At 44.5% G+C, this 19,756-nt stretch carries 16 protein-coding genes; 8 read left to right on the top strand and 8 right to left on the bottom strand.

The features are described from left to right. Window positions 1-705 precede the first annotated feature (705 nt). The 5 genes from pgsB (at window position 706) to J7E26_RS02885 (ending at window position 5,060) form a co-directional block, all read left to right on the top strand. Window positions 706-1,887, top strand: coding sequence for a poly-gamma-glutamate synthase PgsB (pgsB, locus tag J7E26_RS02905; protein WP_214802398.1), 1,182 nt, complete (start codon window positions 706-708; stop codon window positions 1,885-1,887). A gap of 12 nt (window positions 1,888-1,899) precedes the next feature. Next, a complete protein-coding gene (pgsC, locus tag J7E26_RS02900) occupies window positions 1,900-2,349 on the top strand; it encodes a poly-gamma-glutamate biosynthesis protein PgsC (RefSeq protein WP_061522619.1) in 450 nt (149 codons plus the stop codon). 18 nt (window positions 2,350-2,367) lie between these two features. Further along, the gene (locus J7E26_RS02895; RefSeq protein WP_214802401.1) at window positions 2,368-3,516 is read left to right on the top strand and encodes a CapA family protein; all 1,149 of its coding nucleotides are present in this window, start codon (window positions 2,368-2,370) and stop codon (window positions 3,514-3,516) included. 6 nt (window positions 3,517-3,522) lie between these two features. Continuing rightward, a complete protein-coding gene (gene edmS, locus J7E26_RS02890) occupies window positions 3,523-3,684 on the top strand; it encodes an extrachromosomal elements maintenance protein EdmS (protein WP_214802404.1) in 162 nt (53 codons plus the stop codon). Window positions 3,685-3,821: 137 nt separating this feature from the next. After that, entirely contained in the window at window positions 3,822-5,060 is a 1,239-nt protein-coding gene (locus J7E26_RS02885) for a C40 family peptidase (protein ID WP_214802407.1), read from the top strand. Between the two features lie 35 nt (window positions 5,061-5,095). Here the strand turns inward: J7E26_RS02885 and J7E26_RS02880 are convergent, their stop codons facing one another. From J7E26_RS02880 to J7E26_RS02870, 3 genes are all read right to left on the bottom strand, one after another. Next, window positions 5,096-5,821 carry a sunset domain-containing protein gene (locus J7E26_RS02880; RefSeq protein ID WP_214802410.1) on the bottom strand — a complete coding sequence of 242 codons (726 nt, stop codon included), beginning with the start codon at window positions 5,819-5,821 and terminating at the stop codon, window positions 5,096-5,098. Window positions 5,822-5,962: 141 nt separating this feature from the next. Then, entirely contained in the window at window positions 5,963-6,820 is an 858-nt protein-coding gene (locus tag J7E26_RS02875) for a Cof-type HAD-IIB family hydrolase (RefSeq protein ID WP_214802413.1), read from the bottom strand. A gap of 156 nt (window positions 6,821-6,976) precedes the next feature. Next, on the bottom strand, window positions 6,977-7,960 hold the full coding sequence (locus tag J7E26_RS02870; protein ID WP_214802416.1) for an LCP family protein: 984 nt from the start codon (window positions 7,958-7,960) through the stop codon (window positions 6,977-6,979). Window positions 7,961-8,272: 312 nt separating this feature from the next. Between J7E26_RS02870 and J7E26_RS02865 the strand changes: the two genes are divergently transcribed. After that, window positions 8,273-9,649, top strand: coding sequence for a sugar porter family MFS transporter (locus J7E26_RS02865; RefSeq protein ID WP_214802419.1), 1,377 nt, complete (start codon window positions 8,273-8,275; stop codon window positions 9,647-9,649). Window positions 9,650-9,694: 45 nt separating this feature from the next. On the opposite strand, the gene J7E26_RS02860 is transcribed toward J7E26_RS02865, so the two are convergent. The 4 genes from J7E26_RS02860 to gerBA form a co-directional block, all read right to left on the bottom strand. Continuing rightward, a complete protein-coding gene (locus tag J7E26_RS02860; RefSeq protein WP_311379519.1) occupies window positions 9,695-10,678 on the bottom strand; it encodes an LCP family protein in 984 nt (327 codons plus the stop codon). Between the two features lie 162 nt (window positions 10,679-10,840). Further along, complete coding sequence (locus J7E26_RS02855) at window positions 10,841-11,968, bottom strand: Ger(x)C family spore germination protein (RefSeq protein ID WP_214802424.1); 1,128 nt, start codon at window positions 11,966-11,968, stop codon at window positions 10,841-10,843. Further along, window positions 11,965-13,071 (bottom strand): spore germination protein GerBB, encoded by a 1,107-nt coding sequence (gerBB, locus tag J7E26_RS02850; protein WP_214802427.1) that lies wholly within the window; start codon window positions 13,069-13,071, stop codon window positions 11,965-11,967. The genes J7E26_RS02855 and gerBB overlap by 4 nt, the downstream gene beginning before the upstream one ends. Before the next feature lie 5 nt (window positions 13,072-13,076). Beyond that, entirely contained in the window at window positions 13,077-14,528 is a 1,452-nt protein-coding gene (gene gerBA, locus J7E26_RS02845; protein WP_214802429.1) for a spore germination protein GerBA, read from the bottom strand. Window positions 14,529-14,745: 217 nt separating this feature from the next. Here gerBA and manA point away from each other — a divergent pair, with 217 nt between their 5' ends. Beyond that, window positions 14,746-15,696 (top strand): mannose-6-phosphate isomerase, class I, encoded by a 951-nt coding sequence (gene manA / locus J7E26_RS02840; protein ID WP_214802431.1) that lies wholly within the window; start codon window positions 14,746-14,748, stop codon window positions 15,694-15,696. Window positions 15,697-15,836: 140 nt separating this feature from the next. Then, window positions 15,837-18,482: an N-acetylglucosaminidase gene (locus J7E26_RS02835; protein WP_214802433.1), complete on the top strand. Its 2,646-nt coding sequence runs from the start codon at window positions 15,837-15,839 to the stop codon at window positions 18,480-18,482. An 89-nt stretch (window positions 18,483-18,571) separates the two neighbouring features. On the opposite strand, the gene J7E26_RS02830 is transcribed toward J7E26_RS02835, so the two are convergent. Continuing rightward, on the bottom strand, window positions 18,572-19,726 hold the full coding sequence (locus J7E26_RS02830; protein ID WP_214802436.1) for a CDP-glycerol glycerophosphotransferase family protein: 1,155 nt from the start codon (window positions 19,724-19,726) through the stop codon (window positions 18,572-18,574). Window positions 19,727-19,756 lie beyond the last annotated feature (30 nt).

Here is a 19,756-nt window from a genome sequence, read left to right as displayed (position 1 = left end):
CAGCGGCCATTCCTATTTTATTCATTTTATAAAACGCAGGAATTCTTGATTTTCCTTGATGTTTTACCAAAAACTTCAAAATTATGGATGAACATTTCTTGAACGAAAATTAAGTATTGTTAAAATTGTTTCAAAAGGGTGAGAAATGGCCTGTGAATGGGAAAAAAGAAGATGGACTTTCCGCATAGAAAATGTTTATTTCTTGTAAAGAAGCCGGACTCCCCTTTCTCTGTCAATTTCATGATGCACTGGTAGTTATTTTGGAATAGGACTGTTAGTCGGGTGTGGGGGATAAATGAATGACTTTATGACCTTATCCTTAAAAAACAGGCTGTCCGTCCGTTTGCGAATATACAGACGAAAACATGCGCTGTGAGCGGGGACGGCTGACAGAACGGGCTGAAAAAAGATGGATTTCAGGTGCATCTTTTTGTTTCCGGCCTCTTATAGTCCAATTAGTCCAAATTCAAAACCCTGTCAAAATGAAAGCGGATTCATTAGACAGGAAAAAAATCGGAGTAAGAGTGAAGTCCTGTCTATTCCCAAAAATAGCAATTCAATAATAGGAAGAAAAGCGCCAGTAATAGAGAAGTTTGGCTCAGTGAGGCCGGGAAGATTATGTTACATAATGCCGATTGAGAATTCATAGTGAACCTATATACTGATGAATGAATTTATCAATACAGAAGGAGATGTCAAAAATCAATGTGGTTACTCATTATAGCCTGTGCTGCCGTACTAGTCATCGGAATCATAGAAAAAAGGCGGCATCAGAAGAATATCGATGCTCTGCCAGTACGCGTCAATATTAATGGTATCCGCGGCAAGTCGACCGTAACGAGGCTGACGACCGGAATACTAATGGAGGCGGGCTACAAAACAGTCGGAAAAACGACGGGAACAGATGCGAGAATGATCTATTGGGATACGCCGGAGGAAAAACCGATCAAACGGAAACCGCAAGGCCCTAACATCGGCGAGCAAAAAGAAGTAATGAAGGAAACCGTAGAACGCGGGGCCAACGCCATTGTCAGTGAGTGTATGGCGGTGAATCCGGATTACCAGATTATCTTTCAGGAAGAACTGCTTCAAGCCAATATCGGCGTCATCGTAAACGTGCTTGAAGATCATATGGATGTAATGGGACCGACGCTTGATGAGATTGCCGAAGCATTTACCGCGACAATTCCTTATAACGGCCATCTCATTATTACAGATAGTGAATACACAGAATTCTTTAAAGAAAAAGCCGCAGAGCGGAATACCGAAGTCATCGTTGCTGATAACTCTAAAATTACGGATGAGTACTTGCGGAAATTTGAATATATGGTCTTTCCGGATAACGCTTCACTTGCGCTCGGCGTTGCCCAAGCTCTCGGCATTGATGAAGAAACAGCGTTTAAAGGAATGCTGAATGCGCCGCCTGATCCTGGCGCCATGAGAATTCTGCCGCTGCTCAGTACGACGGAGCCAGGTCATTTCGTTAATGGCTTTGCCGCAAATGATGCATCTTCTACTTTAAATATATGGAAACGCGTAAAGGAAATCGGCTACCCGACAGATGAACCGGTTGTTATCATGAACTGCCGCGCGGACCGTGTGGACAGAACCATCCAGTTCGCTAATGATGTACTGCCGTATATTAAAACGAAAGAACTCATCCTGATCGGCGAAACGACGGAACCGATTGTCAGAGCCTATGAAGAAGGCAAAATACCGGCCGATACGCTGCATGATCTTGAATACAAATCAACAGATGAAATTATGGAAGTACTGAAAACAAGAATGCATAACCGTGTCATATATGGCGTCGGAAACATCCATGGTTCAGCGGAACCTTTAATCGAAAAAATCCAAGAGTATAAGGTGAAACAGCTCGTTAGCTAGGAGGAAAAGTAAATGTTCGGATCAGATTTATATATTTCACTTATTTTAGGCGTGTTAATCAGTTTAATTTTTGCGGAAAAAACGGGTATTGTGCCTGCCGGGTTAGTTGTACCGGGATATTTGGGGCTTGTTTTTAATCAGCCGGTCTTTATATTGCTCGTGCTATTCGTCAGCCTTCTTACATACGTCATCGTCAAATACGGGCTATCCAGATTTATGATCTTGTACGGCCGCAGAAAGTTCGCGGCGATGCTCATTACAGGGATATGCTTAAAAATTGCACTTGATTTTCTCTATCCGATTGTCCCGTTTGAGATATCCGAATTCCGCGGAATCGGTATCATTGTCCCGGGATTAATTGCCAACACCATTCAGAAACAAGGATTAACGATCACATTTGCCAGCACGCTGTTCTTAAGCGGCGCGACTTTTGCCATTATGTTTGCTTACTACTTAATCTAATGTAAGGTGTGTCAAACGATGAAAAAACAATTAAGCTTTCAAGAAAAACTGTTAAAACTGACAAAACAGCAGAAAAAAAAGACCAATCTTCACGTTTTTATCGCTCTGCCTATCGTCTTTTGCCTGATGTTTGTCTGCATACTGACAGGGAAGGCGGAAACGCCGAGTGTGAAACGGAATGCCGATGACGTAGTGTCAGCCTCTTTTGTCGGAGATATCATGATGGGCCGATATGTGGAAAAAGTTACAGGCCGCAAGGGAACAGAAAGCGTCTTCCGTTACGCGAAGCCATTTTTCGAAGCATCCGATTATGTGTCAGGGAACTTTGAAAACCCGGTCACATATAAAAAGAACTACAAAGAAGCGGATAAAAATATCCACCTTCAGTCAAATAAAGATGCCGTAAAAGTATTAAAGGATATGAATTTCACCGTTCTGACAGGCGCTAACAACCATGCGATGGACTACGGCCCTCAAGGAATGCAGGATACAGTTGAAGAATTTTCAAAGCAAAATCTTGAACTCGTCGGAGCCGGCTTAACGCTGAAGGAAGCCGAACAGAATATTTCTTATCAAGATGTAAACGGAATCAAAATCGCAACTTTAGGATTCACCGATGTATACGGAAAAGACTTTACCGCCAAACGAAATGCACCGGGCGTGCTGCCGGCTGATCCGGAGCTGTTTATTCCGATGATTTCTAAGGCCAAAAAGAACGCGGACCTTGTCGTTGTCCAGACGCACTGGGGCCAGGAATATGATAACGATCCGAATGACAGGCAGCGCCAATTGGCAAGAGCCATGTCAGATGCAGGCGCGGATATTATCGTCGGCCACCATCCGCACGTATTAGAGCCGATCGAAATGTACCACGGCACCGTCATTTTCTACAGCCTGGGGAACTTCGTATTCGACCAAGGATGGACGAGAACAAGAGACAGCGCGCTTGTCCAATATCATTTGCAGAAAAACGGAACGGGACGCTTTGAAATCACGCCGATGAAAATTCATGAAGCGACACCTGCCCCGGTCAAAAAAGGCAGCATCAATGAAAAAACGATTATTCGCGAACTGACAAAAGAATCGAATTTCAAGTGGAGTGTTAAAGACGGAAAATTAACGTTTGATGTCGATCACAGTGATATTTTAAAAAAGAAAGCGGAGTGATGAGCAATGAAAATCATTAAAACCGGCTGGCCGTTCGCAGCTATTATTATGGTATTTATGTTTATGTCAGCTTTTAAATTTAACGATCAGCTGACAGATCAAGAGAAACAAAAAATTGATGCGGAAATGCAAAAGATTCAGCTAGAAGAAACATCAGACGCAAAATAAGCAGCAATGCTCCCGGCTTGCCGGCAGCCTGTATTCAGGCTCCCCGGCAAGTCTTTTTTTATATGCTTCCTCCTAAACATTTGTTAAAACATACCGATGTTAAAACTACTAAATAGGAGGGAGAGTGAATAGGGAACATGCTCACAAGCTGGAGGAAGTATATGCTTGCTGGCCTTATGATTTGCCTTGTGACACCTGTAATAACGAGAACGGAAATCGCCGAAGCGGACTCTCAAGCTTTTGCGCCGATGATAGAGAAGGCGCAAAAGCTTGTCGGATATAGATATCTTTACGGGGGCGAACAGCCGAGGGAAGGCTTCGATCCATCCGGATTCATTCATTATCTTTTCGCAAAGCAGAACATTCATCTGCCGAGAACGGCCGGTGATCAATGGAAAGTCGGAGCCGCCGTAAAAGAAGGCGATCTTTCGCCTGGTGATATTGTCTTTTTCAGAAAATCGGATTCGTCAGGAAACACGCCTGTCCATGAAGGCCTTTATATCGGAGGCGGGGAAATGATTCACAGCTCCCAGTCGGCGGGAGTAACCGTTACAAATTTTCAAAAAAGCAGCTATTGGATGAACTTATATCTCGGCGCAAGACGGATTTCAAAAGATCCGGAACTGTCCAATAACCCGATTGTGCAGGAAGCCGAACGGTATCTCGACATTCCGTATGTTTTTGGCGGAAGCACGCCAGAAGAAGGATTCGACTGTTCAGGATTTGTTCAATATGTTTTTGAAAACAAGCTGCACATTTATTTGCCGAGATCAGCCGAGCAGCAGTGGACGGTCGGTGAAAAAATCAAAGTGGCGGATATGAAGCCTGGTGACATTATCTATTTCAGCAACACATATAAAAAAGGAATATCTCACGCCGGTATTTATGCGGGCGGAGGCAGATTCATCCATGCCAGCCGCACAGAAAAGGTCACCATTTCCTACTTATCGGAGGATTATTGGCAAAAACGGCTTTCCGGTGTACGCAGATTCAACAATTTATCGATCCCCAAAGAAAACCCAATCGTTTCAGAGGCGGCTCTCTATATCGGAATCGCCCCCTATCAAAAAGGCGGCGTCTCACCGAAAACAGGCTTTGATACGGCGGGCTTTATCCAATACGTCTATCAAAAAGCCGCAGGCATCAGCCTGCCGCGTTATGCGGAAAAGCAAATGCAGGCGGGAACTCGGATTGATAAACAAGATGTAAAGCCTGGTGATTTGGTTTTTTTAAAAGCGGAAAGCTTAAATCCGGCCATCTATATCGGAAACGGGCAAGTTATTCATGCCACCGTATCGTCCGGCGTCACCATTACCAATATGAACACAAGCCAATACTGGAAGGATAAGTATGCAGGCGGTGTCAGGATTCCGTAAAAAAGACTTCAGAGGAACTCTCTGAAGTCTTTTTTTCATCGTTTCGGCGCTTTGTAGCCCGCGGCCTCAGCTTCTTCAACGGAGCAGAACATTCGGACGGGATCTGTCGTCCGGCTGTAGTATGTACTCCCCGGCGTATGATAAATGCCGTTTCGGCTGCCTTTAATGCTGCAGCCTTGAGCGGTGTCGGGTGTTTTCGTATTTGAATTTCCTCCGGAGGAATGGGCGGCGCCCTGTGCCGTTTCAGCCGCTCCGGCTGTTTTTGTTTCTTCTTTTTTCTTCTGCAGCGTTTTGTTTTCTGCTTGCAGTGTTTTGTTTGTTTTTTCAAGCTTCTTTTGGGAATCCTGCAATTTCTTGTTGTCTGATTCTAACGATTTGTTGTTTTTTTTCAGCTCGTCGATTTCTTTGCTCAGCTTGCTGAGCTTGTCTTCATTGCTTGCTTCAGCTTCCGCTTTCTCTTTTTTAGCCTCTTCACTGATGTTTTCATATTTTTTCTCAAGCGCTTGATGTTCTGTCGATAATTTTTGATAGGCCGAATCAAGCGTGCTGTATTTTTCATCAGCCTTTGTGGCGGCGATATCCGGCCCGGCGAAGGAAGCGCTGATGAGGGTAAGGGCGAGTCCGCCGATGAGAAGCGGCCAAAACAGCAGTTTTGAGAATCGTTTTTCTTTTTTTACAGCTTTGCATATGAGGTGGAAAAATCCGTAGCCAAGTGCAAGGAGAAAAGCGAGAAATCCAAGCACAAACATAACATTTGACATTATATAACTCCTTTTTGCTTTATTTTACAATTTATCTTAAGCTTTGGGAATCATTTTTTAGAAATGTAAGGTGCGGTGTTCATTGCAAAACAAAAAACCATATCATTACATGATCTGGCTTTTGTCATCGGTGTGCGGATTTTATATTTGATTCTCAAGCAGCTGATGAATAAAATACGCAACTCCGTTTTCATCATTGCTTTTTGTAATGTACGTGCTTTGTTCCTTCAGCTTATCAATCGCATTGCCCATAGCGATTCTGTTTCCGGCTGCCGCAAACATGGATAAATCATTGGGGCTGTCGCCGATGGCGTAAATATCTTGTTTTTCGATTCCGTAAAGCGATGCAAGCTCCGTCAGGGCCCGTCCTTTGCCGGATTCTGCCGGAAGGATTTCGATAATGTGCTTTCCGGAGGAGGTTTGGGACAGTTTGTGATGATGTTTGATTTCCTCTTTGGCGTTTTTCAGTTTTTCCATATCAAAGGAGAAACAAAGCAGCTTGTAAATATGTTCGTCTCCGTTAAACACCGCCTGTATATCCTGAACGGGCTTAATCCCGAATTGCTTGAACTGCGTCTTTGCGCCTTGCCATAACGTTTGAAAATCTTCCTTTGGATTGGCGCTTTTCAGGATGTCCAGCTCAGCCTGAAGCTTGGTTTCACCATCATAAGGTGAAAGTAAATGATCATCCGTGTACACCTCAAAATAAATGTCTTTTGCCGTTAAATAAGCGGCGATATCTTTTCCGGCCTGCTGGTCCATCAGCATCCGGCTCACGAGGCGATAGCCTTTATCATGAACCGTGCCGCCATTTGCCGCAATGATCGGAATATCCAAACCTTCGAGAAGCGCTTTTACATCAAAAGTGGCTCTGCCCGTGCAGATGGCCACGAGAATGCCCGCCTCGTCCGCTCTTTTTAAAGCCGCTCTGTTTTCCGGAGAAATCACACTATCCGAGTTTAATAATGTGCCGTCTAAGTCAATTGCTATCAGTTTCATATGTATGGATGCCCTCCTTAAAAATAAAGCTGCTTCGGTTAGTATGTTCAGCTTTTTGCGAAATCAACAGAAAAGCCGTTAGTAAAAGGCTATACCTTCATCTTCTTTTTTTCAACAGAAAAACGGCGGGGTTATCTAAAACCCCACCGTCAGCCTTTATTCGGCTAAATCTTTCTTTAATTTTGTTTTTACTTCTTGAAGCTTCTCTTCATCCAGTTTGAAGTAATAAATATTTTTGCCGTACTGAGGGGTGTAAATATAGCTGTCAGCTCCCGTCAGCTGCAAAGAATCGACTGATTTTAAAGATGTGATAAACGGGAACAGACCGATGGCGTCATTCAGAGATAAGTTCATTTTTAAATTTTTCCCTAGGCTGTCGACAATATCGTCATAAGAAGGGATAGAGCTTAATGATTTAGATTTTTTTATAATGGCGTTCAGTACTTCCATCTGTCTTTGTCCGCGCATCAGATCGGTGTCGGCTTTACGTGTTCTGACATAAGCCAGTGCTTGTTCTCCGTCCAGCGTTTGGACTCCCGGCTTTAACACGACTTTTCCTTTTGTATCCACTTTGATACGATCGGCAATTTTTTGGCTTTTCACGTTTACCGTAATGCCGTTCAATTCATTTACGACATCCCGGAACGCGTCAAAGTTACTCTCAACCACATAATCTACCGGAATATCAAGCATGTTTTCTACTGTTTTATAAGTTAAATTATAACCGCCGTAAGCATGAGCGTGCGCAAATTTGTCATAGCCGTGTCCGGGGATGTTCACATAAGAATCCCTCGGGATACTCAGCATCGTTGCTGTTTTCTTTTTCCGGTTGAAGGTGACGAGCACGTTGGCGTCACTTCTTGCATCATCTACTGTTTCGCCTTTATTATCACGGGCGTCAATTCCTAAGAGCAATACCGTGAAAGAATCTTTCTTAGGGTCAAACTCTTTAATCCGTTTTACGGATTGATCGCCGCGGTCAAGGTTGACGTGTGCTTCTTTCGTCGCGTTATTGAGTTTCACATAGGCGTAAGTGCCGACGGAACCGGCAATAACCAATAAGAAAGCAACGGCGACCATTACAAATTTCACCCATTTTCTCAGGCGTCTTTTCTTTTTCCTGTGTTGTGATCGTTCCATATCATTACCTCTCGTTTCTATTCTTTGTGAAGCGTACCATAAAAGTTGACTTGGAGCAAATCTTCATCCGGGAGCTTCCAGAGCGTTCTCTCTATTTCGACAACATCTTTCTGTTATTTTTGCATCAGGTTCACATTATATTTGACGGCAGGAATCAGGAAATGTTTCGTCACTTTGTGAAAAAATAATTAGTGAAAAATTGGGAATTAACAGGGCGAAAGGTTTGAAATAAAAGAAAACAGGCTAAAGGATGTCTAGAAAAACTCCGCGCTGATACAGACGATCAGCGAAGGATGAGAGGAGTCTGCACACATGAAAAGCATACATTCGAATAAATGGCTCTATTTTTTCGGCGCCCTCGGCGGCGCGTTATACGGGTATGATACCGGAGTTATTTCCGGGGCCATTTTATTTATGAAAAAAGAACTGGGGCTGAACGCTTTTACGGAAGGTCTCGTCGTCAGTTCGTTATTGGCGGGGGCGATTATAGGTTCGGGGTTCGCCGGCAAATTAACGGATCGGTTCGGAAGACGAAAAGCCATCATGGCAGCCGCGCTGTTATTTTGTATAGGCGGAATCGGCGTCGCACTGGCTCCGAATACACAGGTGATGGTCCTTTTCCGAATCATTCTCGGACTTGCCGTAGGAACGTCCACAACAATCGTTCCGCTGTATTTATCAGAATTGGCCCCGAAAAATACACGCGGTGCGCTGTCTTCACTGAATCAGCTGATGATTACGGTCGGCATTTTCATTTCTTATATCGTGAATTACATTTTTGCCGAATCAGGGGCTTGGCGCTGGATGCTCGGTTTGGCGGCTGTGCCGTCAGCTGTTCTGCTGATCGGGATTTTATTTATGCCTGAAAGCCCGCGCTGGCTGTTTACCGTCGGCAAAGAAGAGAAAGCGAGAAAGATTCTTGAAGCATTGCGGGGAACGAAGGATATTGATGAAGAAATTGATGAAATGAAAGAAGCGGAAAAAGAAAACGAAGGCGGTTTGAAAGAGCTGTTTGAGCCGTGGGTCAGACCTGCGCTGGTCGCCGGTCTCGGACTTGCGTTTCTGCAGCAGTTTATCGGAACGAATACAATCATTTATTATGCGCCAAAAACATTTACGAATGTCGGATTCGGCAATTCCGCGTCTATATTAGGGACGGTCGGAATCGGTGCGGTAAATGTCATCATGACGCTTGCGGCTATTAAAATCATTGATAAGGTCGGGCGAAAGCCGCTGCTGCTGGCGGGGAACGCAGGCATGGTCATCAGTCTGCTCGTTCTGGCCGGAGTCAATCTCTTTTTTGAACATACGGCCGCCGCATCATGGACGACGGTCATTTGTTTAGGCGTGTTTATCGTCGTGTTTGCCATCAGCTGGGGGCCTGTCGTGTGGGTCATGCTTCCTGAATTATTCCCGCTTCACGTCAGAGGTATTGGGACGGGTGTATCGACCTTAATGCTGCATGCCGGAACATTAATTGTTTCATTGACGTATCCTATGTTAATGGAGGCCGTCGGCATCAGCTATTTATTTATCATTTATGCCGCAATCGGCGTCGCAGCTTTTTTATTTGTCCGGTTTAAAGTGACTGAGACGAAGGGCAAAAGCCTTGAAGAAATTGAACAAGATTTGCGAAACCGTAACGGAGACACGGGATCAGCCGAAAATCAGCAAACGGTTAATCCGTAACATCAGGCGGGAGAGGGGCGGTGTCAAACCGGCCCTCGCAGCCGTTTAATCAGCCAATTCTTCCTTTAACTTCGTTTTTACCTCTTCAAGTGTGTCTTCATCTAATTTTAAATAGTAGAGTTTTTTTCCCTCTCCGTCATTGTAAAGATACTGATCTGAGCCGGTCAGCTGCAATGAATCGACAGATTTGATCGACGCGATAAAAGGAAACAAACCGATTGCTTCTTTTAAAGACAGACTCATTTTCATATTTTTTCCTAACGTATCGACAATATTGTCGTAAGAAGGGATCGAGCTTAACGATTTTGATTTTTTGATAATGGATTTCAGCACTTCCATTTGCCGTTCGCCGCGTTTGAAATCAGTATCCGCTTTACGAGTTCTTACATAAGCTAACGCCTCTTCCCCGTCAAGCATCTGCACACCAGGCTGTAATGCGACCTTTCCTTTTGTATCTTTTTTTATTTGATCAGCGATTTTTTGGTTTTTTACATTGACCTGGACACCGTCTAATTCATTCACCACATCTTTGAATGCTTTGAAATTTCCTTCCACAACGTAATCTACCGGTATATCAAGAAAGCTTTCAGCCGTTTTATAACTGAGGGTATATCCCCCGAAAGCATGAGCGTGGGTGAACTTATCATGGCCATGACCCGGTATGTTGACATAAGAATCTCTCGGAATGCTGAGCATCGTCGCTGTTTTCTTTTTACGGTTGAACGTAACGAGCACATTCGCATCACTTCTTGCATCATCGACCGTTTCACCCTGCGAGGCTCTCCCGTCAATGCCTAACAGCAATATCGTGAAAGAATCTTTCTTCGGATCAAATTCTTTAATCCGTTTGACGGACTGCTTGCCCCGCTCCAGTTCAACGTGGGCTTCCTTAGAAGCATGATTCAGTTTTATATAGGCGTAAACTCCGGCAGCAGCAGCGATAAACAGAAAAAAACAAACAGCTGTTGCTATAATGACCGCCCATTTTTTCAGGCGCTTTTTCTTATTGTGACGTTCGGATCGTTCCACTTTGCTACCTCTCATTTCTCCTCTGTTTACAGCATTCTCTCCGGCGTACGTGAGAGATCAGCCTATTACATTGGACGAAAGGAGGGAGGGAATGTTTCGCTTTTAGTGAAAAAATAGGATATATATCATACGAAAGGGTCGCGTTGAAAAAAACGCTGACGTTTATCGTCCTATCGTTCCGAAATTGACGATTTGAAGAGAGATGTCATAATCAAACGACGCTTCAGAAAACGTTTTGTCCCAATGATGTTTGACCTTCTTCCAATAATTCGGGTAGTGAATTCTGACACTGTCGGAAAAGAACACAGGGTCAGCTTCATATTGGCCTTGGAGCTTATCAATGACCTCTTTTACGTCACTTTTTAATTTTTTTTCAAAAATCCGCTCCATTTTGTCTAAATAGCGATTATCGAATGAATCTTCAGCGGTCGATTGATTTTCGGACAGCAGCCCCTTTGTTTTCACAGATATATGAAATGACAGCTTTCCGTTTTTTAAGCGGGGAGTAATCTTTGACTTTGATTTCTTAATTTCAAAGGTAATAGGGCGGTTTTTATCCTCTGCGGGCAAAACACCGCCTTTAATTGTCCCCATCAGCCAATTGAGGCTCTGTGTCTCATAAGCCGACAAAAAACCGGCGAGCTTATTTTGTTTTCTGCTTTTTATAATGGCGGTTCCGTCATATACCGTTTTTCCGTTCTTATTCACGACCGCCTGAATCAGAAAGCTGAGCTTGTTGTGACAGTAAATGGATGCCCTTCCGATCCGAAGCGGCATTAAAATTTTCCCGTTATAGCCTCCGTTATTGGTGAGATCGATCAGTTTCTCTGCCGGCATAGGCTGCTGCTGGCTTGGCGTCGGCTCTGTCAAAATATCAGATGCTTTTCCTCTCGCCGCAAAAATATAGCTGCTTCGCCGTAATTCATCATCACGGATAAAATGATTCATCATTTGCTGCATATTTTGGTCAGCCAGCAGTTTTTCACTGAAAATAAGAACCTTTAAATGATCGCTGTAAACGGGCGGGTCCTTTAAAGATACGTCACTGACCGCTTCAAGAACGGTATCCCCCCGCGTTGTCACATTCACAAAAGCGGGTCTGCCGGAAGCCTGGCTGTTTTCGCTTTGGGGGAGCAGGTTTTGATAGGTTAATTTATATTGATGGTCACTTGTCTCATCAATAGCCAGCCCACGCGCAAATGAAAGCCTCTCGACCTCCTTGGCATCCCAGCAGCCGGAAAGTGCAATCAGTACGAACAGTGCCGCCGTCAATTTTACGAAATGTCTCATGACGTCTGTTTCCTCCTGAATGTTTTTTTCACCCAGCTTGAAAACCAAATGAGAAAAGGAATCATGATCACGGCAAAAAACAGATATCCGAGCATGGTTCCGTATTCAAACACGCTGTTAATGTCTTGGGGGTACATAGAAATACCGAATGTGACCGCCAATAATCCCGTCAAAAGCCAGGCATTATTTTTATTTTTCAGCCGGAAAAGGGTATTTAATCCGAGATGCGCTCCTTTAAAAGAACCGAGCATGCAGGTAAACTGCTGGCAGGTCCACATGACCAGCAAAAAGATATCAAACCGCTCAATGAAAATGCCCTGAATTTCTAACGCGTGAATAAGAGAAATCGTCGGCCACGTCACCGCCTTCGCCTCAGCGACCGTCATACACCCGATGACGATCAGCAAGGTAATGCTGTAAAACAAAGAGGAGACCCCAATCCCGAAGGCTACCGCTTTTTTCGCCTGGCGCGGATCCTTCATAAACGGCACTAAAAAGATAATCACTTCCAAGCCTGAGAAATAAAGAAGGGTTTTCGGAAAGAGACTAATAAAGCTCTTGTATCCGCCTTCCATGACCGGACGAATAAAATCGAGATTAAACAATCTCAGGCTGAACACCAGAAGTACAAGAAAGATCACAATCGTTATCGGAAAAATATAGGCGTAAAGCTTAGAAATCGGATAGACGCCGCCTGTCACATGATAAAGGCCGACCGCCAGAAAGATAAATACGACCACACTCATCGGCGTATTTTTTAATAAAAAATAATTCGTGACCTCTCCGAGAAATCGGGCTTGAAAACAAACGGTAAGAATGAAATAAAAACTGATAAATACATTCAATAAAGACCCGAGGACGCGGCCCATAATGTCCCGATTCAGCTCATAAATGGTTTTTTCACTGTTCTTCTGCAGAAAAGGCATAAAAAGCAGGACGAGGCCGATATACACGGCGCCCTCAATCAGAATAATGATCCACCCGCTCGGGCTGTCTGTTAATGCGGCAGAACGGGGGAGCGTTAAAACGCCGGAGCCGATCATCGTTCCGCTTACCATGAGGAGGGTTTGCATAAATGACAGCTTATCTTCAGATTGCTTCATGGGTATCACCTTTGTTTGATTTTATCTTTCGTCTCTTTTCTTGTCGGCCGCTTTTTGAGGAACCGTGTCGGAAGCCGGACGACCGTATCCTTCAAATCTTGGCCGGGCTGAGCCATGATCGGAATGATATAGTCCTGGCCAAAGCTTTTCAGGCGCATAATGTGCCCGACGGCAAGCAGATAGCACATAATCAGCCCGTATAGCCCCAAGACGGCGGAAGAAATCATCGAGAAGATGCGGATAACCCTCAGCGGGAAATTGTATGCGTATGACGGAGCTGTAAAAGAAGCCAAGGCAGTAATGGAGACAATGATCACCATCATCGCGCTGACGATATTTGCCTGAACGGCAGCCTGTCCGATGACAACGCCCCCAATCAATCCGATGGTCTGCCCGATTGGCTTTGGCAGCCGGAGCCCCGCTTCTCTTATCAGTTCAATCGTAAAAATCATAATAAATGCCTCAACAAAAGGCGGAAAAGGAACATTTAATCTGCTCCCTGCAATTGTAATCGCCATTCTTGTCGGCAAGAGGCCTACATGAAACGTAACAAGTGATATGTAAAGACCGGGTAAATAAATGGTAATTAAAATGCATGTATACCGAAGCAGCCTGAGCAATGAAACGGGTATCCACCTCTGATTGTAATCATCCGGAGAATGAATAAACTCATCGACAGTGGCGGGAACCAAAAGGACAAAAGGCGTGCCGTCTACAATGATGGAAACCCGTCCTTCAAACAAAGAGCCGATGACCCGGTCGGGACGCTCAGTGCTTAAAATCGTCGGAAAAATGCTGTACGTATTGTCTTCAATAAGCTGTTCGATCGTCCCAGATTCAGGAATATGGCCAATCTCAATCGAATCCAGTCTCTTAAACACTTCTTTTACCACATCATCCGGGGCAATATCCCGAATATACGCCACCGCGATTTTCTTTTTGGTTCTTTTGCCGAGTGTGATCTCCTTGATCAGCAGGTTGGGATCACCCGCCTGGTCCCGTAAAAGCGCGGTGTTCGTGCGAAGCTTTTCGACAAAACCTATCCGCGGCCCGCGCTCAAGCAGCTCTGACGGCGGTTCTTCAATATCACGCATTTTAAACGTTTCTGTTTCAAAGGAAAGGGCTTCGCAGCAGCCATCGGCCAGCAGAACCGATTTACCGGAAAAAATGTCTGCTTCAACGTCTTTTAGTGAGGAAAGCCGAGTGTGGCGATAACCGAAAGATATGGCTGAGAGCGGTTCTTCAGACCCATCCTCTTGTTTTTTCTCGGCGGCCTGCATCGGTGAAATAATATATTCAGCAAGCAATTTATTTTCTGTCAGCCCGTCTATATAAAGCAGGCAGGCGCTGCATTCATCGTTTCCGAAAGTAAAGGAATAAAACATGATGTCATCATTTTGGCCGAAGCGCTTTTTTAAGATCTCAAGATTGTGCTTTAGCTCAGCATCTATTGCCAAGATGTTCCCCCTCCTTTACATCAGTTATTTTAATTTGCGACAAACAAGAAGATTTATTCTGGAATAGGAAATGACTGAGCATTCGGCCCCATCTGAATGGTATAATGAGCAGGTCAGCCATTTATACATATGTTTTACCAGCGGCACTCCCTGTGTTTGTAACAGAGGCACAGCGGGAATGGGATATGAGCCGCTTTTTAAGGGGAGGGGAACGAACATGACGCAAGAGCCGATTTTTTTACAGCCTGTATGTAAAGAGAAAATCTGGGGCGGCACTTTATTACGCGAACGATTCGGATACGACATACCTTCAGACACGACCGGAGAATGCTGGGCGATTTCCGCTCATCCGAACGGATTGAGCACAGTAAAAAGCGGTCCGTATAAAGGAAAAACCCTGAACGAACTATGGGACCGGCACAGAGAATTATTTGGCGGAATCGAAGGAGACCGCTTTCCGCTTCTGACGAAAATGCTTGATGCCAAACAAGACATGTCCATCAAAGTCCACCCGGATGATTATGATGCCGAGGGACATGAAAACGGCGAAACGGGCAAGTCAGAGTGCTGGTATATCATTGATTGTAAAGAAAATGCGGAGATCATATACGGCCATACAGCCCGATCCAAAGCAGAGCTTGTCACGATGATCAACAGCGGGGATTGGGAAGGCCTGCTGCGGCGCGTGAAAATCAAACCCGGGGATTTTTATTACGTGCCGAGCGGAACCATTCACGCCATCTGCGCGGGAACGCTCGTCCTGGAAACACAGCAAAACTCAGATGCCGCTTACCGGATATATGATTACGGCCGCACGGACAGCAACGGAAGCCAGCGTGATCTTCATCTTCGTAAGGCAATCAACGCCGCAACCGTTCCTCATGTGGACGGATTTATAGATGAATCAACAGAAACCAGAAAAGGCGCCACCATCAAAACCTTCGTGCAGGGAGAATATTTTTCTGTATACAAATGGGATATCAGCGGCACGGCCGAGCTGACGCAGGATACCTCGTTTATGCTGTGCAGCGTCATAGAGGGGAGCGGAACCCTCAGTTATGAAGGAATTTCCCGCAAGCTTGAAAAAGGCGCCCATTTCATATTGCCGGATCAGATGCCGGACTTTACGATAAACGGCGAATGTACATTAATCGTCTCTCATATATAAAAACGAAAACTTAATCTCAGGAATGGGATTAAGTTTTATTATTTGTAAATTGGGAGCCTTCTCTCTGTAAAAATAGAGAAATCCCGCCGATAAATAAACTAGTTTGATAGATAACAATTGAATAAGAAAGAGGAGAAGGAATGAAAAAGAGATTCGTTGCACCTATGTTAGTGTCCGCCGTTTTCCTTGTCTTTTGCACAATGTCGCTTCCTGCAAAGGCTGTGTACAGCGACTATTCCATTTATCAATTGGAAACGAAACAGCAATTTCAAACAGAGAGCCAGGCATTGCAAGCAGCAGGCAAGCTGAAAAAGGATACGGGATGGCAGGCTGACGTTCAGGCAGCCGGAAATGCGCCGCTCACTTATCAAATATCAGCCTCAGGCATACATAATGAAGCTGATGCAAAAACCGTAATGAATGATTTTACAAAACAGACGGGTGTGGGCGGCACCTACAGCGCAAGCGGCAGCAAACAGCCTTATGTGACCGTTACCTCAGGCGTTTTATCGGACGAACAGCAGACGAAAAACCTTCTTGCCAAACTGAAGAAAGAAACGGGAGTGACCGGTGGCGTCAAGCCGAGAGGGTCAAAACAGCCGTACGTACAGGTCGTGACCCCAGAGCTGGCTTCAGAAACGAATGCAAAAGCGCTGATTCAAGACCTGACAAAACAAACAGGCGTTAAAGCCGCATACCAGCCGGTCACACAGGCAGCCGCCCAGTTCCGGATTCAATCCGGGACAATCATCGGAGATCAAAAAGCTGCTCAAATCCAAACCGATTTTCAGAAACAAACAGGATTAAAAGCGTCGCTGAACATGACGGCAAAAGGCCGGTCCAATTATACCGTGACCTCCTCTGATATGAAGGACGCAAAGGGCGCGGGAGACTTAGCTAAGCAGCTGGAAAAGACAACGGGAATCAAAGGCGCCGTTCAAAAGATCACCCAAAACAAAACGGTGAACGTGTACAATGTTCAATCGGGATATTTTAACGGCATAAACGCTGTAAAAAATGCGGTCGGTCAAATCAAGACGAATACAGGCATCAGCAGCAATTACCAAAAAGCCGGCACGAAAAATAATTATACGGTCATTATGAACGGGTTGACGCCTCAGCAGCTGCAAAGCATTCAATCCTTCTTTAAAAAGAAGAAATGGCACTGTTCAGCGTCTTCGGCAAAAAAGACAGCTTCATCTTCTGTTTACCGAATTACAACGGCACAGATCACAGCTGCACAGGCTGACAAAGCGGATGTGTTTTTCCGTCAGCAAGGTGTGAAAATGACAAGGTCCGCAGCAGGAAAAACAACGGAGAATGAATATCAGCTGCTTTCCCAGGAAACAACCGACCAGTCAAAGATTAAAAAAGGATTGAGCTTGTTAAAGGGATATAACCTGAGCGCCGCTTCAAAATCCGTGACAAAGCAGACGGGCACAGCTTTTAAAATCACAACCGAGCCTCTGCTTGATCCATTAAAAATCAATCGTTCACTGGACTTCTTCAAAGGAAAAAAGGTATCTGCCGCATCACAAAAGACTGGGGAAACGGCTTATACCCAATTCCAAATCGAAACGGCTCCCTTGCTTTTGAAGGAAGACATTGACCGTGCGTTAGCTTTTTTAAAGCAAAACAAAGCGGCCGGCACTGTGAAAGAGACGGGGAAAACCGCATATACACAATACACCATAACAACAGAGAGGATCAGCAGTAAAACCGTATTAAACAACAGTATGAAATATTTCAGCACCAAGAAGTTACAGGCAAGCTATACGAGTAAAAGCCTTCCGATTTACGAGCTTCATATCAATAATCAATTCACAGGAAAGGATTCAGCATCTGCCGCCTCTGCAAAGCTGAAGCAGCTGTACGGCTGGACAGTGTCCATTGTGAAAATAAAAAATGGCCCGCAAATCATGAATACAAATTACAATATCTCGCTTAAAGATATGGTCAAAAAGCAGATGACGGTCAGCCCGCAAACAGATGCCGGGGCTTACGCATCGCTGACGTTTATCAATACGGCCTCTAAAACAGTCACAGCTGATGTTTTGAACGTCAGATCAAGCCCGGAAGTCAGTTCAGGCAATGTCATCGGCCAATTAAAAAAAGGCGATAAAGTCAACATCATCGGCCAAACAAACGGCTGGGCCAAAATCAGTATGAACTGGAGAAATGCCAGCAGTGATGAAGTCGAACAATACGTCAACCCAGACAATTACACGCTGGACAGCAAATATTACTTTCAATTTCTCAAGCTCTCTCAAACGGCTGGGCTTAATGCATCTGAAATCAACCAAAAAGTACTGGCCGATAAAGGGATTCTTACGGGGAAAGGACAAGCCTTTATTACTGCCGCCAACAAGTACAGCATAAATGAATTGTATTTGGTCTCGCACGCTTTGCTTGAAACGGGCAACGGCACGTCAGAGCTTGCAAACGGCATCAAATACAATGGAAAAACCGTTTATAACATGTACGGAATCGGCGCTTATGATAGCAATCCGAACTACTACGGCGCCCAATACGCATATAATCAAGGCTGGTTTACTCCCGAAGCCGCCATTATCGGCGGTGCTGCATTTATAGGTTCATCTTACATTCATAATCCGGCCTACGAGCAGGACACTCTCTACAAAATGAGGTGGTCCGCAGCCGCGGCCCACCAGTACGCCACTGACATCGGCTGGGCATATAAGCAGGTAAACCGTATGTACAGCTTATATACGCTTCTGGATGACTATACGCTTTATTATGATGTTCCTGTATATCTGAAAGGATAAAAAAAGGGCTGAAGTGATCGCTTCAGCCCTTTTTAGTATGATGTTGCGCAGCGTATAAAAAACACTCGCCGTCTGTTTCCGGCAAGTGTTCAGTCACTTTTCTTTATTTGTTTCTCCACAAACATTAATAATTTTTCACTCGAATTTCCTTCTGAATACTTATTCCATGTATCAGAGAACTGCTTTATTTCTTTCAAATTGTACGATCCTTTTATGATCGCCTTCAGCAGTGATTCACTGTCACGGCATGCTTTTCCGGGAATGACGGTTTCATAATGATCGATTAACCCGCGTTTTCGGTCGTATTCTTCAAGATCATACGTGAAAAAAAGGATCGGTTTATTTAAGATCGCAAATTCAAAAGGAACGGATGAGTAATCTGTAATCAATATATCAGCAGCTTTCAAAAGACCGTGCAGATGGAGATCAGACACATTTTTGATATATTCGTTTTCAGACGGGATCGTGATATGATGCTGCACGGCAGGATGAAGCTTGACAAGCAGCACATACTCCCCGTTTAACGGGCCGGCCAGCTGCTCCTCGGTGAATGGGAGACGAACCGATTGCATATCATAATCCCTGAATGTAGGGGCATACAGTATGATTTTTTTCTGCCATTTATGTTGTAAAGCATGTTTGCTCTCATCATAATATACGTCAGTCAGCGGCACTCCTGTTTTTAATACTTGGCTGTCCTGTATTCCGAATGACTTTTTAAAGATGTCAGTCATTGCATCGGAACCGGCTGTGACAAAATCAAATGAACTGTATACCTTTTTAAATCGTTTGATGTCTGATTGAGTCCGGTCTTGATTTGTCACATCCTCCAAACCAAACTTTTTCAACGAACCGTTCGCATGCCAAACTTGAATGCACTTGGTCTGCGGCCGGCCGTTTAATACGCTTGTCAGAAGAAAGTAATTATCAGTGATCACAAATTTGCTCTTAAATAAGAGAGAAACAGCCTTCCAAAGGTGAAGCGGGTTTTTCTCGTTAAGATAAAATGAGTGAATCCCCGAGAGCTCATTCTTTAAACTGACGGCATGTCTGGTATAAAGAACCGTTACATCATAGGAAAGTGATTCAGCGTGCGTCTTGTAAGAACGAATGACAGCCTGTGCGTTTTCCTCAAAAGAAACCAAAAGCGTGACCCGATTCCCGGGTTTTATCCGTTTGAACAAGACGCCGAGAACAGATAGATATATAGAATATAAAGTGGCGAATAAAGATCGCAAGTTCATAGATTACCAATCTCTTTTGCTGTTATATTT

Origin of the sequence: Bacillus sp. ISL-51, assembly GCF_018613535.1 — a bacterium.
Lineage (GTDB): Bacteria > Bacillota > Bacilli > Bacillales > Bacillaceae > Bacillus.
The sequence above is the reverse complement of the archived record's forward strand: the minus strand, read 5'-3'. Positions and strand labels throughout refer to the sequence as shown.